A 24,237-nucleotide genomic window follows, 5' to 3' on the forward strand; every position below is an offset into this window, starting at 1 on the left:
GCCGAAGCCGAAGCCGAAGCCGGGGGCCGGGGCCGGGGCCGGAGCCGGGTCCAGGGCCGGAGCCGGGGCCCGGGGACCGGAGTCACGGCCTGCACAGCTCCGGGGTCAGTTTCGGCGCCGGGCCCGCGGGCTTGCCGCACACGACGCTGCTGACCGTCTGCTCCCCCCGGCGGGTGACCTTGACCACGTCGATCCCGTGCAGGTTGTCGCTGACCGACGAGGGCGAACCCGCCAGTGAGATCGTCCCGGTGGGCATGTTCTCGCGGTTGACCGTGTGCAGCAGCGCCCAGGTCTCGGCGGCGCTCCTCGGGACGTCGCGCCGGGCGGCGGCGTCGTAGAGGGCGGTCGTCGCGCTGTAGGACATGACGATCTGACCGCTCGCGAAGAGGGCGTTGCCGTATCCCGGCGGACCGGTCTCGGCGGCCGTACGCTCGGTGCCCTCCGGGAGCAGCGCGGCGAGGGCGGCGGCGGCGCTCCGGTAGAAGGCGGAGCCGCGCTGCGGGGCCATCGGGGCGAGAGCCGTGTAGTAGAGGGTGACCCTGCTCGTGTCGTTGAAGGTGGCCTTGGTCAGGTCGTCGCCCGTGAAGACGGTGATGTCCTTCTCCGAACAGCCCGCGGTCTGCGACAACTTGTCCAGCAGCGGGTTGATGTCTTCGGCCCGCCCCGCGAAGTACAGCGCGTCCGGGACGGGCTGCTCCTCGCACATCTCGCCGACCGCGCCGCCCAGGGCCGCCGCGCCGTTCTCGGCGAGCGGGTAGCCGACGTTCTCGCCCACCTGGTAGCCCGCGGATTCGAGCATCGCCCGGCCCGCGTCCCGCTGGTCGATCGTGTACTGGTCCTTGTCGCCGTTCTCCTCCAGCCGGGAGAGCACGCGCGCGTGGCCGGTGCCGCCCTCGGGCCGCAGCTGGCGGGCGACGAGCCCGAGCGCGTACGTCTGCTCCGTGTCGGTCGCCGCGAGCCCGAAGTAGTTCGACTCCTTGGGCAGTTTGCTGCTGGAGTTGGTGGTGTCCACCACGGCGAGCCCCGCTTTGCGGAGTGCTTCGGTGGCGGCCGGGCTCTCGGTGGTGTTCCGGCCCATGCCCACCACCCCCACGACGTGCGGGTCCCGGCGGGCCACCTCGATGATCTTCCGCACGGCGACGGTCTGCCGCAGCATGTCCTCACCGCCGTTGGCCAGGAGAACCTTCAGTTTGACGGGGTGCTCGTCGGTGGTGGTGCCGTTGACCGACTGCTGCTCCAGGTAGACCCCGGTGAGCTCTTCCAGCCCCTTGCGGGTGTCCGTCTCCTCCTCGGCGGTGAGCGGACCGGCGTAGACGACCGTGACGTACGACTCGGTGGGGCCGATCCGGGCGTTCTCGTCCCGGATCGCCTGCTCGACGCGTTCGAACGTGACCCCCGCGCCGAGCCCCTTCAGCTCCAGGTGGTTCCCCTTCGCGAACCGCACCTCGGGCGCCGTGGCCACGCCGACGCACTCCTTGGGCCCGTGGCCCGGGGAACTCCACACGGCGTCCGTGTTCCGGTCGGTCAGCGGCCCGTGGCAGTAGGTGTCCTGCCAGTGCACGCTCCAGAGATAGGTACCGAGCAGGCTCCCGACGAGGACCAGCGCGACCGTCGTCCGGGACATCACGTACCAGGCCCACGTCCGGCGCACCCGCTCCGTGCGCAGCTGGGCGTCCGCGTGGTCGTGGGTCAGCTGCGCGGTGGAGAGCGGCAGGCGCAGCACCCAGGAGAGCGACGAGGCGCCGGCGGGGGACTGGCCGACGCTCAGCTCGTCCACCCACAGCCGGTAGCGGGCCTGCGCCCCCAGCCACGGCGCCCGGCCGCCCGCCGCCGGCCGGCCGGGCGGCTGCGAGGGGGTGTGGACCAGCTCCTCGGCGGCCGGCAGCGTGGCCAGGAGCAGCAGCGGGTCGACCTCGCTGCGGCGCGAGCGCACGTTGTTGATCGCGTTGATCAGCAGCACGCCCCCGTTCTCGTTGGTCGCCGTCGGCAGCAGCACCACCGGGGGGACGGTGCGCTTGCTGCGCCGCCAGTCCAGCGCGCGCGGCCGGTAGCTGTGGCGCAGGTCCTCCAGGAGCGCCTGGACCCGCAGCTCCAGATGGAACTGGCGGGCGGCGGCGTCGCCCTCCTCGGCCTCCGCCACCCGGAGCGCGACGGCGGCGGCGCGGGCCCGGATCACCCGCCACGAGCCGCGCGGCGACAGCCAGGACCAGCCGTCGGAGGGGTACCCGGTGCTGGAGGCGGCGAGCGAGGAGGTGGTGGCGAACCAGCGGCTGGCCCGCCGCAGCCAGAGCAGCGGGGGAGCCGAGGTCGTCAGCAGCCGGACCACCGCCAGGACCAGCGTCGCGGCGGCGGTCAGCAGCAGGGTGGCGGTCCAGCCGATCTCGCCGAGCAGGGTGCCCAGCACCGCGATGAACACGGCGCCCAGGAAGGTCTCGGGGCGGACGGACGCGCGCAGCGAGCGGGACCAGTCGCCGCCCCCGGACCGGGCGGGCCGCCAGCGCAGCGCGCCCAGCTCCTCCAGGATGCGTTCGCCGCGGTCGGCCCGGGTGGCGGGGCCCGGCTGCGCGAGCACCTGGGCGGTCGCCTGCTCGATGGCGCCCAGCAGCCGCGACCGGGGAAAGGTGAAGGGCTTGTACTGGCTGCGCTCCCGGGTCTCCCAGGGGCGCTCACCCAGCCTGCGCACCATGTCGAGCGCCGACGCGTACGGGGAGGTGCCCCGGCTCTCCAGCAGCCGCACCGGGACCCGGCGCGGCTCGTTGGCGCGGTACACCAGGTGCGCGATCTCCCGGACCCGGTCGTCGATCTCGGGCGGGGCCCCGCCGTCGTCGGCCTGGACCACCATGATCGGCATCACCGGGCGGTTGATCCGGTACCGGTCGACGAGTTCCTGCACGAGGTGGAAGACGGCGGAGGACGCCTCGTTTCCGCCGCTTTCCTGCCAGTCCCCTTGCGACATCCCCGTATCCCCCCGTCGCAGACGAATCGCGTACTCCCAATTAACCGGTCAGGAGTGCGAACCGCAGCGCTTTCTCCGGATCGGAACCCGATCCGGCGCAGCGGTTGCGGGGCGGCGGCGCGAGCGGCTTCGGGCGTCACCCCGGAAGCGTGACAAAGTCAATCAATTCCTCTACGCGGCCGAGGAGTTGAGGCTCAAGATCCTTGTACGAGCGGACCCCCGACAGGATGCGCTGCCAGGCCGCCCCGGTGTTCTCCGGCCACCCCAGCGCCCGGCACACCCCGGTCTTCCAGTCCTGCCCGCGCGGTACGGACGGCCAGCCGGCGATCCCCACCGAGGCGGGCTTCACCGCCTCCCAGACGTCGATGAAGGGGTGCCCCACCACCAGCAGGTGCGGATCGGACACCTCGGCCGCGATCCGGGACTCCTTGGAGCCCGGTACGAGATGGTCCACCAGGACCCCGAGCCGCGCGTCCGGCCCCGGACCGAACTCCCGCACGATCGCCGGAAGATCGTCGATGCCCTCCAGGTACTCCACGACCACCCCCTCGATCCGCAGGTCGTCGCCCCACACCCGCTCGACCAGCTCGGCGTCGTGCCGGCCCTCCACGTAGATCCGCCCGGCCCGCGCCACCCGCGCCCGCGCACCCGGCACCGCCACCGACCCGGAGGCCGTACGCGCCGGGACCACCGGGCCGCCGGACGACGGGCGCACCAGCGTCACCACCCGCCCCTCCAGCAGGAAGCCGCGCGGCTCCATCGGGAACACCCGGTGCTTGCCGAAGCGGTCCTCCAGCGTCACCACCGGACCCTGGGCGGACTTCTCGCAGCGGATCACCGCACCGCAGAAGCCGGTGGACACCTCCTCCACGACCAGATCCGGATCGGCGGGCACCTCGGGCACGGGGGCGGACCTCTTCCACGGCGGGGTCAGGTCCGGCTGGTAACTGCGCATGGCACGACGATAATTCGGCCCACGTCCGGCACGGGGGAGCCCCCGCCCCGGCGCACCGCCCGTCCGCGCGCCGTCACACGCCGAAGCGCCCCGCCAGCAGCTCCCGCTGCGCCCGCACGAACGCCGCGTCCACCGCAGCCCCGTGCCCCGGCACGTACACCGCGTCCTCGCCACCCAGCGCGAGGAGCCGGTCCAGGGCGGCGGGCCAGCGGGGCGGCACCGAGTCCGGGCCCGTCTGCGGCTCACCGGACTCCTCGATCAGGTCTCCGCAGAGCACCACCGCGCGCGCCCCCGGGGACCCCGACCCGGGCACCAGGACCGCCAGATCGTGCCCGGTGTGCCCCGGCCCCACGTTGGCGAGCACCACTTCGCGCCCGCCGCCCAGGTCGAGCGTCCAGCGGTGGCACACCTCGCGGCCGGGGAGCACCAGCGCGTCCACCGCCTCCGCCGCGTCGTGCTCGGGCAGACCGTTGCGCACCGCGTCGGCGTGCATCTCGTCCACCGACCCCCGCATCCGCGCCGCCGCCCCGTACGCACCGAACACCTCCGTGCCCGCGAAGGCCGCGGTGCCGAAGACGTGGTCGAAGTGGGGATGGGTCAGTGCGACATGGGTCACCCTGCGGCCCAGCAGCCGCTGCGCCTCGATCCGCAGCCCGACGCCCTCGCGCACGCTCGCGCCGGTGTCCACCACCAGCGCGCGGTCCGCCCCGGCGACCAGGGCGGCGGTCGCGTCCCAGCCGGGAAGCCGCCGGCGGCCCACGCCGTGGCCCAACCGCTCCCAGCCCAGCTCTTCCCAAGAGAGGTCCATGAGGAGACGCTATCCGCATCGACCTGCGCGGTCTCGCGGACCGCGGCCGGTCGCCCTTGCCCGGTGCCCTCCCCACCCCCGTACACTGGCCGGGGGGAAGCTGGCACTCAGACGCACAGAGTGCCAGGCAGAAGCCACCACGACCGACAGCTGGAGGTGTGCGCGATGCTCAGCGAACGCAGACTTGAAGTGCTGCGCGCCATCGTCCAGGACTACGTCGGCACCGAGGAGCCGGTCGGCTCCAAGGCGCTCACCGAGCGGCACCGGCTCGGGGTCTCCCCGGCCACCGTCCGCAACGACATGGCGGTGCTGGAGGACGAGGGCTTCATCGCCCAGCCCCACACCAGCGCCGGGCGCATCCCCACGGACAAGGGGTACCGCCTCTTCGTCGACCGGCTCGCGGGCGTCAAGCCCCTGTCGTCGCCGGAGCGCCGGGCGATCCACAACTTCCTGGACTGCGCGGTCGACCTCGACGACGTCGTGGCCCGCACGGTACGGCTGCTCGCGCAGCTGACCCGGCAGGTCGCCATCGTCCAGTACCCCTCACTGACCCGCTCCACGGTGCGTCACGTGGAGCTGCTGGCCCTGTCGCCGGCCCGGCTGATGCTGGTCCTGATCACCGACACCGGCCGGGTCGAACAGCGTATGATCGACTGCCCCGCGCCGTTCGGCGAGACCCCTCTCGCCGATCTGCGGGCCCGGCTCAACAGCAGGGTCGTGGGACGCCGCTTCAGCGACGTCCCACAGCTCGTGCAGGACCTGCCGGAATCCTTCGAGAACGAGGACCGCGGGACGGTTTCCACGGTCCTGACCACCCTCCTCGAAACCCTGGTCGAGGAGACGGAGGAGCGGCTGATGATCGGCGGCACCTCCAACCTCACCCGCTTCGGGCACGACTTCCCCCTGGTGATCCGGCCCGTGCTGGAAGCGCTGGAGGAGCAGGTCGTCCTGCTGAAGCTGCTCGGTGAGGCCACGGACTCGGGCATGACCGTACGGATCGGGCACGAGAACGCCCACGAGGGCCTCACCTCCACGTCCGTCGTCACGGTCGGCTACGGTTCGGGCGACGAGGCAGTCGCCAAACTCGGCGTGGTCGGACCGACCCGCATGGACTACCCCGGAACGATGGGAGCGGTACGCGCAGTGGCACGTTACGTCGGACAGATCCTGGCGGAGTCGTAAGTGGCCACCGATTACTACGCCGTGCTCGGCGTACGGCGCGACGCGTCGCAGGACGAGATCAAGAAGGCATTCCGTCGGCTCGCCCGCGAGCTGCACCCGGATGTCAACCCCGACCCGAAGACCCAGGAGCGGTTCAAGGAGATCAACGCCGCTTACGAGGTGCTCTCCGACGCCCAGAAGAAGCAGGTCTACGACCTGGGCGGGGACCCGCTGTCGGCCTCGGGCGGCGGCGGGGGCGCGGGCGGCTTCGGCGCCGGCGGCTTCGGCAACTTCTCCGACATCATGGACGCCTTCTTCGGCACGGCCTCGCAGCGCGGACCCCGTTCGCGCACGCGGCGCGGCCAGGACGCCATGATCCGGCTGGAGATCGACCTCGCCGAGGCGGCCTTCGGAACCACCAAGGACATCCAGGTCGACACCGCCGTCGTCTGCACCACGTGCAGCGGCGAGGGCGCGGCCCCCGGCACCTCGGCCCAGACCTGCGACATGTGTCGCGGGCGCGGCGAGGTGTCCCAGGTCACCCGGTCGTTCCTCGGCCAGGTCATGACCTCGCGGCCCTGCCCGCAGTGCCAGGGCTTCGGCACCGTCGTGCCGACCCCCTGCCCGGAGTGCGCCGGCGACGGCCGCGTCCGCTCGCGGCGCACCCTCACGGTCAAGATCCCCGCGGGTGTCGACAACGGGACCCGCATCCAGCTGGCCGGCGAGGGCGAGGTCGGCCCCGGCGGCGGCCCGGCCGGTGACCTCTACGTCGAGATCCACGAGGTCTCGCACGCGGTCTTCCAGCGGCGCGGCGACGACCTGCACTGCACGGTCACCATCCCCATGACCGCGGGCGCGCTCGGCACCAAGGTGCCGCTGGAGACGCTCGACGGCATGGAGGAGATCGACATCAGGCCCGGCACCCAGTCCGGCCAGTCGGTCCCGCTGCACGGACGCGGCATCACGCATCTGCGTGGCGGCGGCCGGGGCGACCTGATCGTGCACGTCGAGGTGCTGACCCCGAACAAGCTCGACCCGGAGCAGGAACGCCTGCTGCGGGAGCTGGCCAAGCTGCGCGGCGAGGAGCGGCCCACCGGGCAGTTCCAGCCCGGACAGCAGGGGCTCTTCTCCCGTCTGAAGGACGCCTTCAACGGCCGCTGAGGCCCGTACGTCCTTGCACTCCGCACCGCCCGCCGGGATCCGTCCCGGCGGGCGGTGCGCGTGTGCGGCACCACCGGCCGGTCGCGGATTCGGCACGGCGGACCGGACATGACACGATGCGGGGATGTCCTCCCTGACCGATCTCTGCCGATATCCGATCGTGCAGGCGCCGATGGCGGGCGGGCCCTCCACCCCCCGGCTCGTCGCCGCCGTCGCCGACGCGGGCGGGCTCGGCTTCCTCGCCGCCGGGTACCGGACGGGCGGGGAGATGCGCCAGGAGATCGACCAGGTCCGCTCGACGACCGCCGGAGCCTTCGGCGTGAACCTCTTCATGCCGCAGCCCCCGCCCGCCGACCCGGGCGCCGCGGCGGCGTACCGCGACCGCCTCGCTGCCGTGGCCGGCACGTACGACACCGCGCTCGGCGACCCCGGTCCCGGCTCCGACGACCCCGACGATTCCGAAGGCTCCGACAAGTTCGACGGCTCCGACGGTTACGACGCCAAGGTGGCCGCCCTCCTGGCGGAGCCGGTCCCGGTGGTCTCCTTCACCTTCGGCTGCCCCACCCGCGACACCCTGGACGCCTTCGCCCGCGCCGGTACGTACACGATCGTCACGGTCACGACCGCCGAGGAGGCGCGCGACGCCCAGTGGGCCGGGGCCGACGCCGTCTGCGCCCAGGGCGTCGAGGCGGGCGGCCACCAGTCCACCCACCACGACGACCCGCGGGCCGACCACACCGGCATCGGGCTGCTCACCCTCGTCACCCAGGTCCGCGAGACCGTGCAGCTGCCGGTCGTCGCGGCGGGCGGGATCATGCGCGGCGCGCAGATCGCCGCCGCCCTCGCGGCCGGGGCCGACGCCGCGCAGCTGGGCACCGCCTTCCTCGCCTGCCCGGAGTCCGGCGCGCACCCGCTGCACAAGCAGGCCCTGACCAGCCCGATGTTCGTCCGCACCGCGCTGACCCGCGCCTTCTCCGGACGGCCCGCCCGGGGGCTGGTCAACCGCTTCGTGCGCGAGCACGACCCGTACGCCCCTGCCGCCTACCCCCAGGTGCACCGCGTCACCTCCGGGCTGCGCAAGGCGGCGGCCCGGGCCGGGGACGCCCAGTCGATGGCGCTCTGGGCGGGGCAGGGCCACCGGATGGCACGCGAGCTGCCCGCCGGGGAACTCGTCGAACTGCTCGCGGCGGAAATGTCGGAGACGGCCCAGCGCGCCGTCGGCATGAGGAGTGCACAGTGACCGCACCGGTCTTCGTCGTCGAGAAGCTGCCCACCGGGCCCGAGTTCGTGCTGGAGGGCCCCGAGGGACGGCACGCCGTCTCCGTGAAACGCCTCCAGCCGGGCGAGGAGGTCGTACTGACCGACGGGCTCGGCCGCTGGGCCGAGGGCGTCGTACGCGCCGCCGAGGGCAAGGACCGGCTGGTCGTCACCGTGGAGCCGGTCCAGGAGGAGGAGCTTCCCGCCCCCCGGATCACGGTCGTCCAGGCGCTGCCCAAGGGCGACCGGGGCGAGGTCGCCGTCGAGACGATGACCGAGACCGGCGTCGACGCGATCGTGCCCTGGCAGGCCGGCCGCTGCATCACCCAGTGGAAGGGCGACCGGGGACTGAAGTCGCTCGCCAAGTGGCGCTCCACCGCCCGCGAGGCGGGCAAGCAGTCCCGCCGGGTGCGGTTCCCCGAGGTCGCCGAGGCGATGTCCACCAAGCAGGTCGCGGCGCTGCTGGCCGCCGCCGACTTCGCGGGCGTGCTGCACGAGGACCGCGACTGCGACAGCGAACCGCTGGCCACCGCCGAACTCCCCGCGACCGGCGAGATCGTGCTCGTCGTCGGCCCCGAGGGCGGGGTCTCCCCGCAGGAGCTGGAGGCCTTCGCCGCCGCCGGGGCCCGTACGTACCGGCTGGGCCGCAGCGTGCTGCGCACCTCCACCGCCGGGACCGCCGCGACCGCGCTGCTGCTGGGGCGCACCGGCCGCTGGGGCTGACCCCGCCGCGGGCGGGCGCGGCTCCGTGCCGCCCCGCCGCGGGCGGTGCCCGCCCCGATACGATGCGCTGAACGGATCATCGGCGTCACCGCCCGATGTCATCAGCGTCACACGCACCGAGGAGGCCGGCCCATGGCGGGAGAGCCGCAGCCCGACTGCCTGTTCTGCAAGATCGTTTCCGGAGAGGTCCCGGCGACCATCGTCCGCGAGAGCGACACCACCGTCGCCTTCCGGGACATCAACCCGCAGGCACCGACCCACGTCCTGGTCATCCCCAAGGTCCACTACCCGGACGCCGCGTCGCTCGCCGCCGCCGAACCGCAGATCGCCGCCGACGTGCTGCGCGAGGCCGGAGCGGTCGCCACCGGGGACAAGGTCGACGGCAACGGCTACCGCGTCGTCTTCAACACCGGCGCCGGCGCCGGCCAGACCGTCTTCCACGCGCACGCGCACGTCCTGGGCGGACGCGGCCTCCAGTGGCCCCCCGGCTGACCGGAGCGCCCATCCATGTCCGCACGTGAGCTGGTGGTGCTCGGCACCGCCAGCCAGGTCCCCACCCGCCACCGCAACCACAACGGCTACCTGCTGCGCTGGGACGGCCAGGGCATCCTCTTCGACCCCGGCGAGGGCACCCAGCGCCAGATGCTGCGGGCCGGTGTCGCCGCGCACGACATCGACCGGATCTGCGTCACCCACTTCCACGGCGACCACTCGCTCGGGCTGGCCGGGGTGATCCAGCGGATCAACCTCGACCGGGTCCCGCACCCCGTCACCGCCCACTACCCGGCGAGCGGGCAGCATTTCTTCGAGCGCCTCCGGTACGCCACCGCCTACCGCGAGACCGTCGAGCTCACCGAGGCCCCGGTCGCAGCCGACGGTGTGCTCGCCATCACCGGCGCGTACACCCTGGACTCGTTCCGGCTCTCGCACCCCGTCGAGTCGTACGGCTACCGCCTCACCGAGCCCGACGGGCGCCGCATGGTCCCCGCGCTCCTCGCCGCCCACGGCATCCAGGGCCCCGACGTCGGCCGCATCCAGCGCGAGGGCTCCCTCGGCGGCGTCCCGCTCGACGCGGTCTCCGAGCACCGGCCCGGACAGCGGTTCGCGTTCGTCATGGACACCAGGCTGTGCGACGGTGTGTACAGGCTCGCCGAGGGATGCGACCTGCTGGTCATCGAATCGACCTTCCTCGACGAAGACCTCGCCCTGGCCACCGACCACGGCCACCTGACCGCCGGCCAGGCGGGCCGGGTGGCCGCCGAAGCGGGCGTACGCCACCTCGTACTCACCCACTTCTCCCAGCGGTACGACGACCCGGAACTCTTCGAGGTCCAGGCCCGCGCCGCCGGGTTCGAGGGCGCGATCACCGTCGCCCAGGACCTGACCGTGGTACCGGTCCCCACCCGGCACCACTGACGTACCGGTGCCGACCCCGGCGCCACCGAACCACCCACCGGTGCCCACCCGGCGCCACCGAAGTACAGGTGCCCCACCGGGCACCACCGAACCACCCACCGGTGCCCACCCGGCACCACCGAAGTACCGGTGCCGACCCGGCACCACCGATTCACGTCACCACCCCCCTTTCGTGAGCGAGACACCGTGCACCTCCCCAAGGCAGAACTCCACCTCCACATCGAAGGGACCCTCGAACCCGAGCTGGCCTTCGCGCTGGCCCGGCGCAACGGGGTGACCCTGCCCTACGCCACCACCGACGAGCTGCGCACCGCGTACCTCTTCGACGACCTGCAGAGCTTCCTCGACCTGTACTACGCGCTGATGGCCGTGCTCCGGACCGAGGAGGACTTCGCCGAACTCGCCGACGCCTACCTCACCCGGGCCGCCGCCCAGGGCGTCCGGCACGCGGAGATCTTCTTCGACCCGCAGGCGCACACCGCCCGGGGCGTGCCCATCGGCACCGTCATCGAGGGGCTCGGCCGCGCGCTGGAGCGCAGCGAGGAGACGCACGGCATCTCCACCCGGCTCATCCTCTGCTTCCTGCGCGACCAGTCGGCCGCATCGGCCCTGGAGACGCTGGAGGCCGCCAAGCCGTACCTGCACCGGATCACCGCCGTCGGCCTCGACTCCGCGGAGGTCGGCCACCCGCCGGCCAAGTTCCGCGAGGTCTACGAGGAGGCCGGGAAGCTCGGCCTGCGCAAGGTCGCCCACGCCGGTGAGGAGGGCCCGCCGGAGTACATCCGCGAGGCCCTCGACGTCCTCGGCGTCGAGCGCGTCGACCACGGGCTGCGCTGCATGGAGGACCCCGAGCTGGTCGCCCGGCTCGTCGCCGACCGCGTACCGCTCACCCTCTGCCCGCTCTCCAACGTCCGGCTGCGCGCCATCGACGTCCTGGAGGAGCACCCGCTGCCCGCCATGCTGGCGGCCGGGCTGCACTGCACGGTGAACTCCGACGACCCGGCCTACTTCGGCGGGTACGTCGGAGACACCTTCCACGCGGTCCACGAAGCGCTCGCCCTCGACCACGAGCAGCTGCGCACGCTGGCCCGCAACTCCTTCGAGGCGGCCTTCCTCGACGACGACGAGGAGCGCAGGGCGCGCTACCTGTCCGAGGTCGAGGCGTACGCGTTCGACTGACCGATCCCGCCCGCCGGACCGGCCGTCCGGAACGCGCTCCGCCCCAGCCGCCTGCGGCGCAGGGCGGGTACGGCGAGTTCCGTGACGGCCTGCTCCGGCGCGCCGAGCTTCGGTACGGCCCCCGGCAGACCGCCCGTCGTCGCGGCGAGCAGCGCGGCCGGGGCGCCACCGCGGCGGCGCACCGAACCGGGCACCAGCGGACGCCCGCCCGCGTGCAGGGCCACCGCCGTGACCGGGGCCGCCACCAGCAGGGTCGCCGCCCCGAGGATCAGGCCCATGGCGGGGAACCCGGCGCCCTCGGAGAGCACGCTGCCGAGCACCGGCCCGCAGGCCACCCCCACCGAGGAGGCGGACCCGGCGAGCACCGCCCAGCGGCCCCGTACGTCGAGTGAGGCGGCCAGGCCGATCAGATACGAGAGGACCACCGGGTAGACGGTGTTCCACAGGATCTCGCCGGTCGCGAACGAGCCGAGACCGCGCGCCGAGGCGCTCAGCACGATGCTCCCGGCGATGACGACCGTGCCGCAGCCGATCGGGACCGCGCGGCCCAGCCGGGAGCCCAGCGCCCCGGCGCCCATGACGCCGAGCAGCCCGGCGCCCAGCGCGGCGGCGAACACCGCGCCGACGGTGACCTCGGAGAGCCCGACCTGGTCCACGCCGATCCGGCTGCTGACGCCCCAGAGCGCGTTCTGCGCCATGGACCAGACGAGCATCCCGCCCGCCAGCAGAAGACCCGAACGCCGGTGCGGCAGACGACCGGTGACCGGGGTGCCGGTCGCGGCGGGGACCGGGGCGGCGAGGCGCGAGGTGGCCGGCCAGACGAGCAGGGCGACCAGCGCGATGGCGGCGAAGGGCAGCCGGTGGCCGCCGCCCAGGTGCGGGATCGTCAGGTAGAGGGCGCCCGCGGTCGCGGAGACGCTGAGCAGCCCGAGCGAGGAGGTGCGGTGCGGGTCGCTCTGCGCCGCGATCCCGGACGCGGCGACGGCGGTGGCCGTGCCGGAGCCGAAGCCGCCGACCGTCGCGCCCAGCACCACCAGCGGCACCGAGGTGGTCAGCGCGGCGCAGCCGTATCCGGTGACCGCGAGGAGAAGCCCGAGCCGCGCGGGACCGCGGGCCCCGAACCGCTCGACCCGGCCCGCCAGCGAGAAACCGGCGGAGGCCGAACTCAGCAGCAGGGCGCTGCCGACGAGGCCGGCCTGAGCGGTCGTCAGGCCGAGATGGGCGCTGAGCCGCCCGACGACGGTGGGAAGGAGGTAGGCAGCGAGGTAACCGGCGGTGAACACGGCGACCAGGGGCCACGCGGCGCGAGGGCGCGAGGACATGGGCGTTCCTGAAGACATGCCGGAGGCCGGCAGGGAGGTGGGGGGAGAGGTGGGGCACGGGTGAAGAGAGGTGGGGGAGCACCAGGGTGACGCGAGAAATGGGGGGAGAAGGGCGGTTCCCCGGTCTTCGTACCCGATCGTGTTCGCCGGGCAATTTGTATCAAGCACGCACAGGTGATCGAAAGGCGGGATTATGTGATCCGCGCCACTTCTGTGTTTGCTGCCGTGTCATGGGGGTAGCGGTCGAGGTTCGCCCAGGTCGACCGCAGGGGTGCGAAGGCGTGTGTGGCCTGCGGAAGCACCCGTGAATCGGGCAGACTGACCGGATTCCGCAGGGTCGCGGAGCACGTCGGCGCAGAGCGCCGACGGAGCGCACCGGAGAGCCCGCGGACCGCGTCGGCACGACTCGACACGTCAGCGCGGCACGTCAACACGGCACCACACGCCCGGGGAGCGCGAGATGAGCACGGAGAGCAGCCCAGCCGTCGATCCACTGGTGGGGCTGCGCGTCCCCGAGGACCCGGCCTGCGACGTCTTCCTGACCGGCACCGTCTTCCTCGACATCGTCTTCACCGGCCTGGACAGCGCCCCCGTGCGCGGTACGGAGTCCTGGGCCCGGGGCATGGGCTCCAGCCCCGGCGGCGTCGCCAACATGGCCACCGCCCTCGCCCGCCTCGGCCTGCGCACCTCGCTCGCCGCCGCCTTCGGCGACGACCACTACGGCGAGTACTGCTGGGACGCCCTCGAACAGGGCGAGGGCATCGACCTGTCGATGTCGCACACCGTCCCCGGCTGGCACTCGCCCGTCACCGTCTCCATGGCGTACGAGGGCGAGCGCACGATGGTCTCGCACGGCCACGAGGCCCCGCTCCCGGCCGCCGCCCCCGGTACGGAATGCCGCCCCTTCCCGCACTGCCCGCCCCGCGCCCGCGCGGCCGTCGCCTCGCTCACCCCCGGCCGCAGCGAACCCTGGGTCGCCGCGGCGGCCCGGCACGGCGCCCAGATCTTCGCCGACGTCGGCTGGGACGAGACCGGCCGCTGGGACCTAGCCGCCCTCCCCGACCTCGCGCACTGCGCCGCCTTCCTGCCCAACGCGGAGGAGGCCATGCGCTACACCGGCCGCGACACCCCCCGCGCCGCCGCCCACGCGCTGGCCGACCACGTACCGCTCGCCGTGGTCACCCTCGGCGCGGAGGGCGCCTACGCCGTGGACGCGGCCACCGGCACCACCGCCGAGGTCCCCGCCATCGACGTGGCGGCCCTCGACCCCACCGGCGCCGGGGACGTCTTCGTCGCCGGGTTCGTCACCGGCACCCTCGCGGACTGGCCGCTCGCCGACCGCCTCGCCTTCGCCGGCCTCACCGCCGCCCTCTCCGTACAGGAGTTCGGCGGCTCGCTCTCCGCCCCCGGCTGGGCCGAGATCGCCGCCTGGTGGCAGCAGGTACGCACCTTCGAGGCCCAGGACCCGGCCGCCCTGGAGCGGTACGCCTTCCTGGAGCGCCTGCTGCCCGCCGCCGCCCGCCCCTGGCCACTGCGCCGCGCGGTGCCCACCATCGGCTTCCGGGCGCCCTGAAGCACCATGGTGCGCCCCGTCCCCGTGCCGGAGAACGGGGCGCAAAAGCCCTCGGCGTTGTCGGCGCGGAGTCGTAGGCTGGACACAGAGGTTGTCGACCGGCGAGAACCCCGCAACAGGAGGTATGCGCAGGCCCGAGGGCCGGCCCATGACTCAGTCACCCACACGGCCACAGGCGCGTGCCCACATCAGGATTCCGGCCGCTCACCCCATGGTGATGCTCCTGGGATCGGGCGACTCGCTGCTGCGCGTGATCGAAACGGCGTTCCCGGCCGCCGACATCCATGTCCGGGGAAACGAGATAAGCGCTACGGGCGACCCCGCCGACGTCGCCCTCATCCAGCGCTTGTTCGACGAGATGGTGCTGGTGCTCCGCACCGGGCAGCCGATGACGGAGGACGCAGTGGAACGCTCGATCGCCATGCTCAGGGCGTCCGGCAACGGCGAGGGCGACCCGCGGGGCGAGACCCCCGCCGAGGTGCTCACGCAGAACATCCTCTCCAACCGCGGGCGCACCATCCGGCCCAAGACGCTCAACCAGAAGCGGTACGTCGACGCCATCGACAAGCACACCATCGTCTTCGGCATCGGCCCCGCGGGCACCGGCAAGACCTACCTCGCCATGGCGAAGGCGGTCCAGGCGCTCCAGTCGAAGCAGGTCAGCCGCATCATCCTGACCCGGCCCGCCGTCGAGGCGGGGGAGCGGCTCGGCTTCCTGCCCGGCACGCTCTTCGACAAGATCGACCCGTACCTGCGCCCGCTCTACGACGCGCTGCACGACATGCTCGACCCCGACTCGATCCCGCGCCTGATGGCCGCGGGCACGATCGAGGTGGCGCCCCTCGCATACATGCGCGGCCGTACTCTGAATGATGCTTTTATCATCCTGGACGAGGCCCAGAACACCAGCGCCGAGCAGATGAAGATGTTCCTCACCCGCCTCGGCTTCGACTCGAAGATCGTCATCACCGGTGACATCACCCAGGTCGACCTCCCGAACGGCACCAAGAGCGGTCTCCGGCAGGTCCAGGAGATCCTCGACGGCGTCGAGGACGTCCACTTCTCCCGGCTCACGTCCCAGGATGTCGTCCGGCACAAGCTCGTCGGCCGTATCGTCGACGCGTACGAGAAGTACGACGACCGAGCCGGTACCAACGGGAAGTAGTTTCAGCGCACCATGTCGATCGACGTCAACAACGAGTCCGGAACCGAGGTCGACGAGCAGGCGATCCTCGACATCGCCCGCTACGCCCTCGCCCGGATGCGGATCCACCCGCTGTCCGAACTCTCGGTGATCGTGGTGGACACCGACGCCATGGAGCAGCTCCACATCCAGTGGATGGACCTCCCCGGCCCGACCGATGTCATGTCCTTCCCGATGGACGAGCTCCGTCCGCCGTCGAAGGACGACGAGGAGCCCCCGCAGGGCCTCCTCGGTGACATCGTGCTCTGCCCGGAGGTCGCGAAGCGGCAGGGTGAAGAGGCCGAGACGCGGCACTCCATGGACGAAGAGCTCCAGCTCCTCACCGTCCACGGAGTGCTGCACCTGCTCGGGTACGACCACGAGGAGCCCGACGAGAAGGCCGAGATGTTCGGCCTCCAGGCCGCCATCGTGGACGGCTGGCGGGGCGAGCGCGGGCTGACCGGACCCTCCCCGGCTCCCACGGTCTCGTGAGCTTTCCCCTCGTCGCCGGAGCCGTCCTGCTGGTGATCGTCGGCTGGCTCGCCGCCTGCGCCGAGACCGCCATCGCCCGCATGTCCAGCTTCCGGGCCGCCGAGGCGGTCCGGGCCGGACGGCGCGGCAGCGACAAACTCGCGCAGGTCGCCTCCGACCCGACCCGCTACCTCAACGTCGCCCTGCTCGTGCGGGTCGCCTGCGAGATGGCGGCCGGCGTCCTCGTCACGTACGCCTGCCTCCAGGAACTCTCCGAGACCTGGGAGGCGCTGGCCGTCGCGATGGGGGTCATGGTCCTCGTCAGCTACGTCGCCATCGGCGTCTCGCCCCGCACCATCGGCCGCCAGCACCCGCTGAACACGGCGACCGCCGCCGCGTACGTCCTGCTGCCGCTGGCCAGGATCATGGGCCCGATCCCGCAGCTGCTGATCCTCATCGGCAACGCCCTCACCCCCGGCAAGGGGTTCCGCAAGGGACCGTTCGCCAGCGAGGCGGAGCTGCGCGCTCTGGTCGACCTCGCGGAGGCCGAGTCGCTGATCGAGGACGACGAGCGCCGCATGGTGCACTCCGTCTTCGAACTGGGCGACACCCTCGTCCGCGAGGTGATGGTGCCCCGCACCGACCTGGTCGTCATCGAGCGGTACAAGACGATCCGCCAGGCCACCACCCTCGCGCTGCGCTCCGGGTTCTCCCGGATCCCGGTCACCGGGGAGAACGAGGACGACATCGTCGGGATCGTCTACCTCAAGGACCTGGTCCGCAAGACCCACATCAACCGCGACTCCGAGGCCGACCTCGTCTCCACGGCGATGCGGCCCGCCGCGTTCGTCCCCGACACGAAGAACGCCGGTGACCTGCTGCGCGAGATGCAGCAGGACCGCAACCACGTCGCCGTCGTCATCGACGAGTACGGCGGCACGGCCGGCATCGTGACCATCGAGGACATCCTGGAGGAGATCGTCGGCGAGATCACCGACGAGTACGACCGTGAGCTGCCGCCCGTCCAGGAGCTGGAGAACGGCTGCTACCGGGTGACCGCCCGCCTCGACATCGGCGACCTCGGCCGGCTCTTCGGCTTCGACGCGTACGACGACGAGGACGTCGAGACGGTCGGCGGCCTCCTCGCCAAGGCGCTGGGCCGCGTCCCGATCGCCGGAGCGACGGCGGTCATCAGCCTCCCGGACGGCCGCGAGCTGCGGCTGACGGCGGAGGCCACGGCGGGGCGCCGCAACAAGATCGTCACGGTGCTGGTGGAGCCGGAGGCCGAGGGGTCGGAGGCGGAGCCGGAGGGGGAGGCGAAGGCGGAGTGACCGGGGCCGGGCTGTCCGGGGCCGGAGTGTCCGGGGCCGGGGTGTCCGGAATCGGAGTGGTCCACGTCGGAGCAGGGGAAAGGGAGTCGGAATGAACGGCGCACAACTGCGGGCCTTCTGCCTGGACTTCAACGAGGCCGTGGAGGAGTTCCCCTTCACGCCGGAGACCTCGGTCTTCAAGGTGCTCGGCAAGATGTTCGCGCTCAGCACCCTGGACGCCCGCCCGCTCACCGTCAACCTCAAGTGCGACCCGGACGAAGCGGTGCGCCTGCGCGAGGAGTACCCGGCGATCGTCCCCGGCTGGCACATGAACAAGCGCCACTGGAACACCGTCACGGTCGGCGACCTCCCCGCCAAACTGGTCCGCGAGCTGGTCGAGGACAGTTACGACCTGGTGGTGGCGGGGCTGCCCCGGGCGGAGAGGCTCCGGCTGGACCGGGCTTGAGTGTGGGGTGGTCCTCGGCGCCCCCGGTGAACGTACCGGGGGCGCCGAGCCGTTCTCAGCCGCGCCTTGCCCAACTTGTGCGCTCGTAGCCATGATCACGAGTGGTACCCCGGAGCGGAACCGGTCCGGGGTACCACTCGTGAGTTCGGGCGCGGACATCACGAACGACGGTCCGGTCGGTAGAACGGGATCGTCGGCCGGTACGGTTCCGGCGCCGTAGGGAGCCTCCCGAACGTCGGAAGATCAACCCGCTCTGCCCGGGATGAGATGTCCTCGGCGGTCTCCCGGCCTGTGGCGGAGTAGTCCTCGGCGACACCTTCCGGAACCCACTGATGCCCGTCCCACACTTGAACAGCGCGTGGTGTGTCAGGATCGACGTGCGCCCCGCGCCCTACGTCGTTTCCGAGCGGAACCGTCCGCCGCTCACCGACCTCGGGCCTTCGCCGTTCTCGCCGATCGGCCCACTCCTCCAAGGGTTCGTCGTCCACCGGGAACCTCCTCCTCGTCGGTCCGATCCAGTCTGCCGGACATGGCGCCGGGTCACAGAGTGATGCCCCACCCCCCGCGAGTGAACGTGGTCTCGCCGTCAGGGGTGATGGTGACCTTCGCTCCGTAGACCGGGAGTTCGCCTTGCTCGATCCACCGCCACCGGATGCTGTCCAGCAGGTCGTACAGGCGTCGAGGGCCACCCTGGTGAACGGTGGCGGTGCGCTCTCCCTTCGCCGTACGCGCGCGTGCCCAGGAACCGTCGGGGTGGAGCATCCACGTCATGCGACTGCCGTCCTCCGCCGTTCCGGTGCGGTGCTCGATGCCGGGCGTGGTCAGAGTGAGCATCGACCACACCTCCCATGCCTGCACGACGTCGAGCACGGGGAGCGGGGACACGGCAACATCTCCGTGCTCCGTACTGGCCGTGATGAACAGATCGTCGAGCGCGGGCGGGTAGTCGGTCCCGCTGCGGGCCTTCATGAACGCCGCCCGGTCCCATTCGACGCGCCCCGACGCCGAACCGTCCCGATTCCTGTCAGCGGTGACGATCAGGCCCGTGCCGGCGATCGTCGTCACGAGTCGCCCGCTGGGTGCGAGAGCCGTCAACCACTCTGCGGGGACGCGCGGCACGGACACCATGGACACGATCCGGTCGAACTCTCCCGGTAGCGCCGCAGTGGTGGCGTCCGCCCTCACCACCTGCGGGTGGAGGCCCGCGCGGTGGAGGCGGTCACCAGCGGCAAGGGTGAGGTACGGGTCGACGTCCAGGGTGGTGACGAGCTGATCGCCAAGCCGTTGGCAGGCCAGGGCTGCGCTGTACCCGGAACCGGTGGCGAGGTCCAGAAATCGGACCCCGGGGATGAGCCGGCCGTGCCGAAGCATGGTGACGACGAGACTCGGATGGGTGGAAGACGATGTGGGATGCCCGGTGACAGTCAGACCGGTCTGGGTGTGGTCGGCGTGCACGGGCCCGATCTGCGTGACCAGGGTCGTGTCCGAGTACGAGGCCGCCGCCCATGCCTCTTCGTCGTCCGAACCGTCCACGGCGGTCCAACCGCCCGGCCCGGCGGTGAACCACCGCTCCACGAACTGGTGTCGCGGCGTACTTGCTACGGGCAGCCACCAGTCCGAGCCCGGATGGGCAACCTCGGCCGCGAGAGCCGCAGCGTGCGGTTTCCAATGCATCACGATCCTCCTGTCAGGTCGTCAACGATGGCCTCGACGATGGGGAGACCCGTGTGGCCTTGAATCCAGTCCCACTGACCGCACGGGTTGACCTCCAGGAACGTCCATCGGCCGTCCGGACCCACCACGAAGTCTGCGGCGCCGTAGCGAAGTTGCAGGCGAGCCATCAGCCGTCGCATCCCCTGCGCGACGTCCTCGGGCACCGTAGTGGTGGTGTAGGTCAATGACCCGTAGTCGCTGCGCCAGTCCTCGTGCGCGGCGGCGCTGCCGGCGTGGATGGCGGCGGCGAAGGCACGGCCGCCGACCATGGTGAGCCGCACTTCGTGGTCCTTGTCGATCCAGGACTGGAAGAGGTGCGCTGTCGTGTTGATGCCCCGTAGGTCGGCCAGGTCGGCATCTTCTACACGTCGCGTGTAGACCGACTTGAGCTGGCCGCCCTCGATCAGGACTGGCGAGGCGACGGGCTTGCACACGATGGGCCGGCCAATCTCCTTGGCGAAGGTCCGCACGTCCTCCGCGCGGTTCGTGATGAGGGTGGCCGGGATACTGAGTCCGCTCGCACGTGCGGCGGCGAGTTGCACCGGCTTGTACTCGGCGCGCGCCATGGCCGCCGGATAGTTCACCCAACGGCACTCCAGCGCCGACAGCACACCTCCGAGACCGGCGCGGGCCTGTGATGCGGCGAATCTCTCCTCCGGGCCGGACATCCCCACAGGGAACTGGAACGCCCCGGGGGCGCGGTAGTACACCGCGCCGACCCGGGACATCTCCACCATCCGATGCTCGGTGGCGAGTTCGCCCGTCCAGCCCCGCTCCTGGCCGATCCTTCCGGACAGGGCGAGGTGCTGCGGGAAATCGGAGGTGTCCATGCGGAACACCTCGACGCCGCGGCGGTCCAGCTCCATGACGACTTTGTCCGTCGGCCAGTCGTCGGAGGCTGCAACGATCAGGACGGGCGCGGCCATCAGTCCTTCGGTCCTTCGTCCAGCGGCGGCGGGTTCTTGATGTCGCCGTCCGGGATCGTCGCCGTGTGCGTGTTCGCCATGGCGGTCAGCACACCCCCGTCGTACGACACGTTGACCTGCCGGTCCGTGTCGTAGACGTGCGCCGGCAGAGCGACTGCTCCGGTGGAGTCCGGGGTGCGGGCGAAGCGTAGGGCCCACGGCCGGGTCTCCGGCGCGGACGGTGCCTCGGCGCTGAAGGGGGTGCGTCCCCCCGGCGGGGTGAGGGGGAACGCCTCACGGAGCAACGTATTCGTCACTGGTTTCCTCCTGTATCGGGTAGCCGTTCGGGGTGGTGCAGCCCGGGCGCGGGACTGTCGCGGAGAAGACGGGTTGAAGGTGACCCCGCGCCAGGGAGTCTGGGGTCGTCAGTGCGGCTGGGTGATGGGCAGGCTGAACGTCGACGGCCTGGCCGGGGTCAGGCCCGAGGGCGGCCGACTGCGGGCGGCTCAGGGGCCGGGGGCGTACCAGGCTCCGTGTCGGAGTGGGGGATCAGAGCCTCGCCCCACTGGGTTCACCGAGTGCCGGACGCCCGCCCTGGAGCACGACGATGGAGCTGCTCCTCCACGCGCTCCACATCCAGCGGAACCGGCGGTACTGGTTCGGGCTCATGCAGGTGCGGGCCGTCTCGGGGTTGAGCCACGCGTACCCCGACACCTCCAACTCGCCGCCCTCCGGTGCCCGAGGCGGAGCGATGTCGGTGTCGCTGCTGACCGGTGCACAGAGGTAGACGAAGTCCTGGCCCATGGCCTCAACCCCCAGCTCGACCGGGAGGCGCGGCACCCAGTCGGTTCCGAGGAGCCCGAGCGGCAACGGCTCGATACCCGTCTGGTGCCGGACGTTGTAGGCCATCGAGATGAGGCTCGACTCGTAGTCGTCGACCGGGCCGCCCGGAAGCAGGTGGTACCCGTCCCTCCTCCTGGCGTTCACCAGCACGGTCAGGACGTCGCCGTGCTCGTTCGGTATCCAGGCGAGGCCACGCATACGGCAAGCCGGAGGCAATGTCCGGGATGGGGGCTGGCTCATGGCGTCCTGCCGTCGAGTGGGCCGGTGAGGTCCGCTGCGGAAGTGGTTGGGCGCGGCGAGCGCGCGGCGCTCGGTACGGGCACGAAGACGGCACCCGTGGAGACGGTGCACCAGACGACGGCCCCGTTCTCGCTGATGCCCCACGCGTCGCTCAGCGCCTTCACGAGGAGGAGTCCCCGCCCGTTCTCGTCCTCATCCGTCGCGCAGGCTCGCGCCGGCCACGTGCCCGGCGTGCGGTCGTCGACTTCGATGCGGGTCTCCCACGGTGAGGACGAGATGGACATGCTGATCTCGTTCGACTGCCCGTACAGCATCGCGTTGGACAGGAGTTCGCTCACGATCAGGACGGCGTCGGCCGAACTGCTGCCGCCGATGCCCCACTGCGTCAGACGCTCCGCGACCAAGTGACGCTGCTCGCGCACCAGCCAGGTGTCCCGAGGGACAACAGCCACGTATCGGTGCCGGAAGGAGAACGGTGAAGATGTCGCCATGCCCAGGCTGGTCGCGCCGCGAGGGTGCGGTGCTCCTTCGCGGGAGGCAGTAGCACTACAGGACGTGCTTCGGAACCGGCTCATACGGTGCCTTTCCCGGTGCGGCCGGATAAGGGGTCAGGAGGTGCTTCCGCTTCATTCAACGACTCCCGTCGGAGGTTCAACACGAAGAGTGCTGCGCGGACTTGGTGCAGAGAACCGGAAATCTTTACCTTTCAGATTTGCGACATAACGAACGGCGACGCGGTACGGTCGGCCGCATGACCCCCAACCGGGCGCTCGCGCAGAAGATGATCGAACTCGGCTACACGCAGGAACAGTTGGCCGAGGAGATGAATGTCGCGCTGCGGCAGATCACGGGCAGCACCGGGAACGTGTCTGTTCGTACGATCTGGAACCTGCTCCACGGCCGTACGCGCCGCCCGATCGGTCGCACCCGGGTCGCCCTGGAGCACGTCTTCGACTGCTCGATCAAGGACTTAGGGTTTGACCAGCCCAGCCCTACCCCATCGGAGGAAAGCGTGCTGCGACGCACCTTCGCCGGCGCGGCAGCGGGGATCGCCGCCGCAGCTGCCCTTCCGCCCACTCCGGGCCCCCGCATCGGCATGGCTGATGTGGACCGCCTCGATGCCGCGTTCGCGGGGCTCGTGGCCGCCGACAACTCTCACGGCGGCACGGTCAGCCTTGAGACCAGAGCTGTAGCCTTCGCCCACCACGCCATGGAGTTGCAAGCGGTCGGCTCCGCCAGCCAGCGTGTCCGCCAGCGGCTGTACTACCTCGCTGCGGCGTTCACCGGCACCGCCATGTGGGCAGCCCTCGACGCTTACCAGCCCGACCGGGCGGAGGGCCACTTCGAACGGGCCATGCGGCTGGCCGGTCTCTCGGGCAACGCGGACATCCAGCTGCGGCTCTGGGGACACGCAGCGGTGCTCTCGACTCAGAAGAAGAGCCCACACGACGCTCTGGCCGCAGCGGAAGCCGGACGGGCATCCTCCACCTGCCGGAGGGACCCGCTCGCCCGATCGCTCGCGGCAGCGCGGCTCGCAGGAGTTCAGGCGGAAGCGGGCGACGAGCGTTCGGCAAGGCGCAGTCTGGACAGCGCCGTCGACGCCTTCCTCCGAGCGGACAAGAGCGAGCTGCGGCCCACGTGGATGGCCTTCTACGATCAGTCCGAGTTGAGCGGCCTGTCAGGGCTCGCCATGTCCCGGCTTGGCCGCCACGACGAGGCCGAAGCTCATTTCCATCGAACCCTGGGTGAATTGCGTCCCGCCTACGTCAGGAACCGGTGGTTCTACTCCACGCACCTGGCGCTTTCCCAACTTCGCCAGGGCGATGTGGAGCTGGCCTGTTCGACTGCCACCTCTGTACTGCAAGATCCCGTGAGTGATTCACTGACCGGGCGCATCGAAAGACTGCTCGGCACGTTCAGCCGCGAGCTGGCCGGCCGTGCCCCCCGGGCTCAGGCAACGGAATCCTGGAAAGAGCAGTACGGCAGAAGAAAGGGCCTCCTGTGACCGTCGAGATCCACCACTACGCCGCAGACCGGCTCCCCGAGATCCGGCAGGCCCTCCTGGACATCCATGTCGAGGTCCGGCACCACGACTTCGGACTCACCGGGCCATTTTACGACGTCGCGCGATTTGACGAACGGCTGAGCAGCTACGCGTCACGGCCGGGCTGGGCCGCAACCGTCGGCTACGAGGACGGCAGGCCTGTCGGGTTCGCGTTCGGTGTGCCACTCGGCCCTGACACCCGCTGGTGGGCCGCGATGACCACACCTTTGCCGGACGGATACGCAGAAGAGGACGGCACCCGTACCGTTGCCCTGAACGAGATCGTGGTGCGCAAGCCTTGGCGAGGGCGCGGCGTTGCCTGGCAGATTCACGAGGCATGGCTTGCTCAGCGCAAGGAAGAGCGCGTCACTCTCCTCGTCAACCCGGCGGCTGGGAACGGCGCCGTCCTCGCCAGGTACGAAGCCTGGGGTTACCGGAAGGTCGGCGACCAGCAGCCGTTCTCCGACTCCCCTGTGTTTGCCTCCATGACCAGGCCCGTACGCCAGCGGTAGCCCTGTACGCGGCAACGTCCGGCCGTGGGCCGAAGGCAC

24 protein-coding genes are annotated in these 24,237 nt (G+C 71.5%); 14 read left to right on the forward strand and 10 right to left on the reverse strand.

Annotation, left to right across the window (positions count from 1 at the left end; translation table 11 throughout):
• Nucleotides 1–82: 82 nt before the first annotated feature.
• From ACFWEE_RS24165 to ACFWEE_RS24175, 3 genes are all read right to left on the reverse strand, one after another.
• Nucleotides 83–2,956: a hypothetical protein gene (locus ACFWEE_RS24165; protein WP_386892038.1), complete on the reverse strand. Its 2,874-nt coding sequence runs from the start codon at nt 2,954–2,956 to the stop codon at nt 83–85.
• Between the two features lie 136 nt (nt 2,957–3,092).
• The gene (locus ACFWEE_RS24170) at nt 3,093–3,911 is read right to left on the reverse strand and encodes a DUF3097 domain-containing protein (protein ID WP_386892040.1); all 819 of its coding nucleotides are present in this window, start codon (nt 3,909–3,911) and stop codon (nt 3,093–3,095) included.
• Nucleotides 3,912–3,984: 73 nt separating this feature from the next.
• Nucleotides 3,985–4,719 (reverse strand): MBL fold metallo-hydrolase, encoded by a 735-nt coding sequence (locus tag ACFWEE_RS24175; RefSeq protein WP_386892041.1) that lies wholly within the window; start codon nt 4,717–4,719, stop codon nt 3,985–3,987.
• 165 nt (nt 4,720–4,884) lie between these two features.
• Here ACFWEE_RS24175 and hrcA point away from each other — a divergent pair, with 165 nt between their 5' ends.
• From hrcA to ACFWEE_RS24210, 7 genes are all read left to right on the forward strand, one after another.
• A complete protein-coding gene (hrcA, locus tag ACFWEE_RS24180) occupies nt 4,885–5,901 on the forward strand; it encodes a heat-inducible transcriptional repressor HrcA (RefSeq protein ID WP_386892140.1) in 1,017 nt (338 codons plus the stop codon).
• The gene (gene dnaJ / locus ACFWEE_RS24185) at nt 5,902–7,041 is read left to right on the forward strand and encodes a molecular chaperone DnaJ (protein ID WP_386892043.1); all 1,140 of its coding nucleotides are present in this window, start codon (nt 5,902–5,904) and stop codon (nt 7,039–7,041) included. It begins immediately after the preceding gene.
• 124 nt (nt 7,042–7,165) lie between these two features.
• Nucleotides 7,166–8,281, forward strand: a complete 1,116-nt coding sequence (locus tag ACFWEE_RS24190; RefSeq protein WP_386892045.1) for a nitronate monooxygenase — start codon at nt 7,166–7,168, stop codon at nt 8,279–8,281.
• On the forward strand, nt 8,278–9,021 hold the full coding sequence (locus ACFWEE_RS24195; RefSeq protein ID WP_386892046.1) for a 16S rRNA (uracil(1498)-N(3))-methyltransferase: 744 nt from the start codon (nt 8,278–8,280) through the stop codon (nt 9,019–9,021). The genes ACFWEE_RS24190 and ACFWEE_RS24195 overlap by 4 nt, the downstream gene beginning before the upstream one ends.
• Nucleotides 9,022–9,153: 132 nt before the next feature.
• Nucleotides 9,154–9,513: a histidine triad nucleotide-binding protein gene (locus tag ACFWEE_RS24200; protein WP_386892048.1), complete on the forward strand. Its 360-nt coding sequence runs from the start codon at nt 9,154–9,156 to the stop codon at nt 9,511–9,513.
• A 15-nt stretch (nt 9,514–9,528) separates the two neighbouring features.
• The gene (locus ACFWEE_RS24205; RefSeq protein WP_386892050.1) at nt 9,529–10,437 is read left to right on the forward strand and encodes a ribonuclease Z; all 909 of its coding nucleotides are present in this window, start codon (nt 9,529–9,531) and stop codon (nt 10,435–10,437) included.
• Nucleotides 10,438–10,623: 186 nt separating this feature from the next.
• On the forward strand, nt 10,624–11,616 hold the full coding sequence (locus tag ACFWEE_RS24210; protein WP_386892052.1) for an adenosine deaminase: 993 nt from the start codon (nt 10,624–10,626) through the stop codon (nt 11,614–11,616).
• On the opposite strand, the gene ACFWEE_RS24215 is transcribed toward ACFWEE_RS24210, so the two are convergent.
• Nucleotides 11,580–12,938: an MFS transporter gene (locus ACFWEE_RS24215; protein ID WP_386892054.1), complete on the reverse strand. Its 1,359-nt coding sequence runs from the start codon at nt 12,936–12,938 to the stop codon at nt 11,580–11,582. The genes ACFWEE_RS24210 and ACFWEE_RS24215 overlap by 37 nt on opposite strands.
• 460 nt (nt 12,939–13,398) lie before the next feature.
• On the opposite strand from ACFWEE_RS24215, the gene ACFWEE_RS24220 reads away from it, so the two are divergent.
• From ACFWEE_RS24220 to ACFWEE_RS24240, 5 genes are all read left to right on the forward strand, one after another.
• Nucleotides 13,399–14,511, forward strand: coding sequence for a carbohydrate kinase family protein (locus ACFWEE_RS24220; RefSeq protein ID WP_386892056.1), 1,113 nt, complete (start codon nt 13,399–13,401; stop codon nt 14,509–14,511).
• Nucleotides 14,512–14,659: 148 nt separating this feature from the next.
• Complete coding sequence (locus ACFWEE_RS24225; RefSeq protein WP_386892058.1) at nt 14,660–15,676, forward strand: PhoH family protein; 1,017 nt, start codon at nt 14,660–14,662, stop codon at nt 15,674–15,676.
• A gap of 12 nt (nt 15,677–15,688) precedes the next feature.
• Nucleotides 15,689–16,186, forward strand: coding sequence for an rRNA maturation RNase YbeY (gene ybeY / locus ACFWEE_RS24230; protein WP_327175758.1), 498 nt, complete (start codon nt 15,689–15,691; stop codon nt 16,184–16,186).
• Complete coding sequence (locus tag ACFWEE_RS24235) at nt 16,183–17,496, forward strand: hemolysin family protein (protein WP_386892060.1); 1,314 nt, start codon at nt 16,183–16,185, stop codon at nt 17,494–17,496. The genes ybeY and ACFWEE_RS24235 overlap by 4 nt, the downstream gene beginning before the upstream one ends.
• Before the next feature lie 91 nt (nt 17,497–17,587).
• Entirely contained in the window at nt 17,588–17,941 is a 354-nt protein-coding gene (locus ACFWEE_RS24240; RefSeq protein ID WP_386892062.1) for an MmcQ/YjbR family DNA-binding protein, read from the forward strand.
• 158 nt (nt 17,942–18,099) lie between these two features.
• Here the strand turns inward: ACFWEE_RS24240 and ACFWEE_RS24245 are convergent, their stop codons facing one another.
• The 6 genes from ACFWEE_RS24245 to ACFWEE_RS24270 form a co-directional block, all read right to left on the reverse strand.
• Nucleotides 18,100–18,429 (reverse strand): DUF6087 family protein, encoded by a 330-nt coding sequence (locus ACFWEE_RS24245; protein WP_386892063.1) that lies wholly within the window; start codon nt 18,427–18,429, stop codon nt 18,100–18,102.
• Between the two features lie 52 nt (nt 18,430–18,481).
• Nucleotides 18,482–19,615 carry a methyltransferase domain-containing protein gene (locus ACFWEE_RS24250; protein WP_386892065.1) on the reverse strand — a complete coding sequence of 378 codons (1,134 nt, stop codon included), beginning with the start codon at nt 19,613–19,615 and terminating at the stop codon, nt 18,482–18,484.
• Nucleotides 19,615–20,580: an ATP-grasp ribosomal peptide maturase gene (gene tgmB, locus ACFWEE_RS24255; protein WP_386892067.1), complete on the reverse strand. Its 966-nt coding sequence runs from the start codon at nt 20,578–20,580 to the stop codon at nt 19,615–19,617. The genes ACFWEE_RS24250 and tgmB overlap by 1 nt, the downstream gene beginning before the upstream one ends.
• Nucleotides 20,580–20,876, reverse strand: coding sequence for a putative ATP-grasp-modified RiPP (gene tgmA, locus ACFWEE_RS24260; protein ID WP_386892069.1), 297 nt, complete (start codon nt 20,874–20,876; stop codon nt 20,580–20,582). The genes tgmB and tgmA overlap by 1 nt, the downstream gene beginning before the upstream one ends.
• Nucleotides 20,877–21,108: 232 nt before the next feature.
• A complete protein-coding gene (locus ACFWEE_RS24265) occupies nt 21,109–21,600 on the reverse strand; it encodes a hypothetical protein (RefSeq protein WP_386892070.1) in 492 nt (163 codons plus the stop codon).
• Between the two features lie 38 nt (nt 21,601–21,638).
• The gene (locus ACFWEE_RS24270; RefSeq protein WP_386892072.1) at nt 21,639–22,094 is read right to left on the reverse strand and encodes an ATP-binding protein; all 456 of its coding nucleotides are present in this window, start codon (nt 22,092–22,094) and stop codon (nt 21,639–21,641) included.
• Nucleotides 22,095–22,393: 299 nt separating this feature from the next.
• Between ACFWEE_RS24270 and ACFWEE_RS24275 the strand changes: the two genes are divergently transcribed.
• Entirely contained in the window at nt 22,394–23,647 is a 1,254-nt protein-coding gene (locus tag ACFWEE_RS24275) for a helix-turn-helix domain-containing protein (RefSeq protein ID WP_386892074.1), read from the forward strand.
• Nucleotides 23,644–24,198 carry a GNAT family N-acetyltransferase gene (locus ACFWEE_RS24280; RefSeq protein ID WP_386892075.1) on the forward strand — a complete coding sequence of 185 codons (555 nt, stop codon included), beginning with the start codon at nt 23,644–23,646 and terminating at the stop codon, nt 24,196–24,198. Before ACFWEE_RS24275 ends, ACFWEE_RS24280 begins: the two co-directional genes overlap by 4 nt.
• Nucleotides 24,199–24,237 lie beyond the last annotated feature (39 nt).

The sequence above is a fragment of the Streptomyces sp. NPDC060184 genome (assembly GCF_042728795.1).
In the GTDB taxonomy this organism is placed as follows: domain Bacteria; phylum Actinomycetota; class Actinomycetes; order Streptomycetales; family Streptomycetaceae; genus Streptomyces.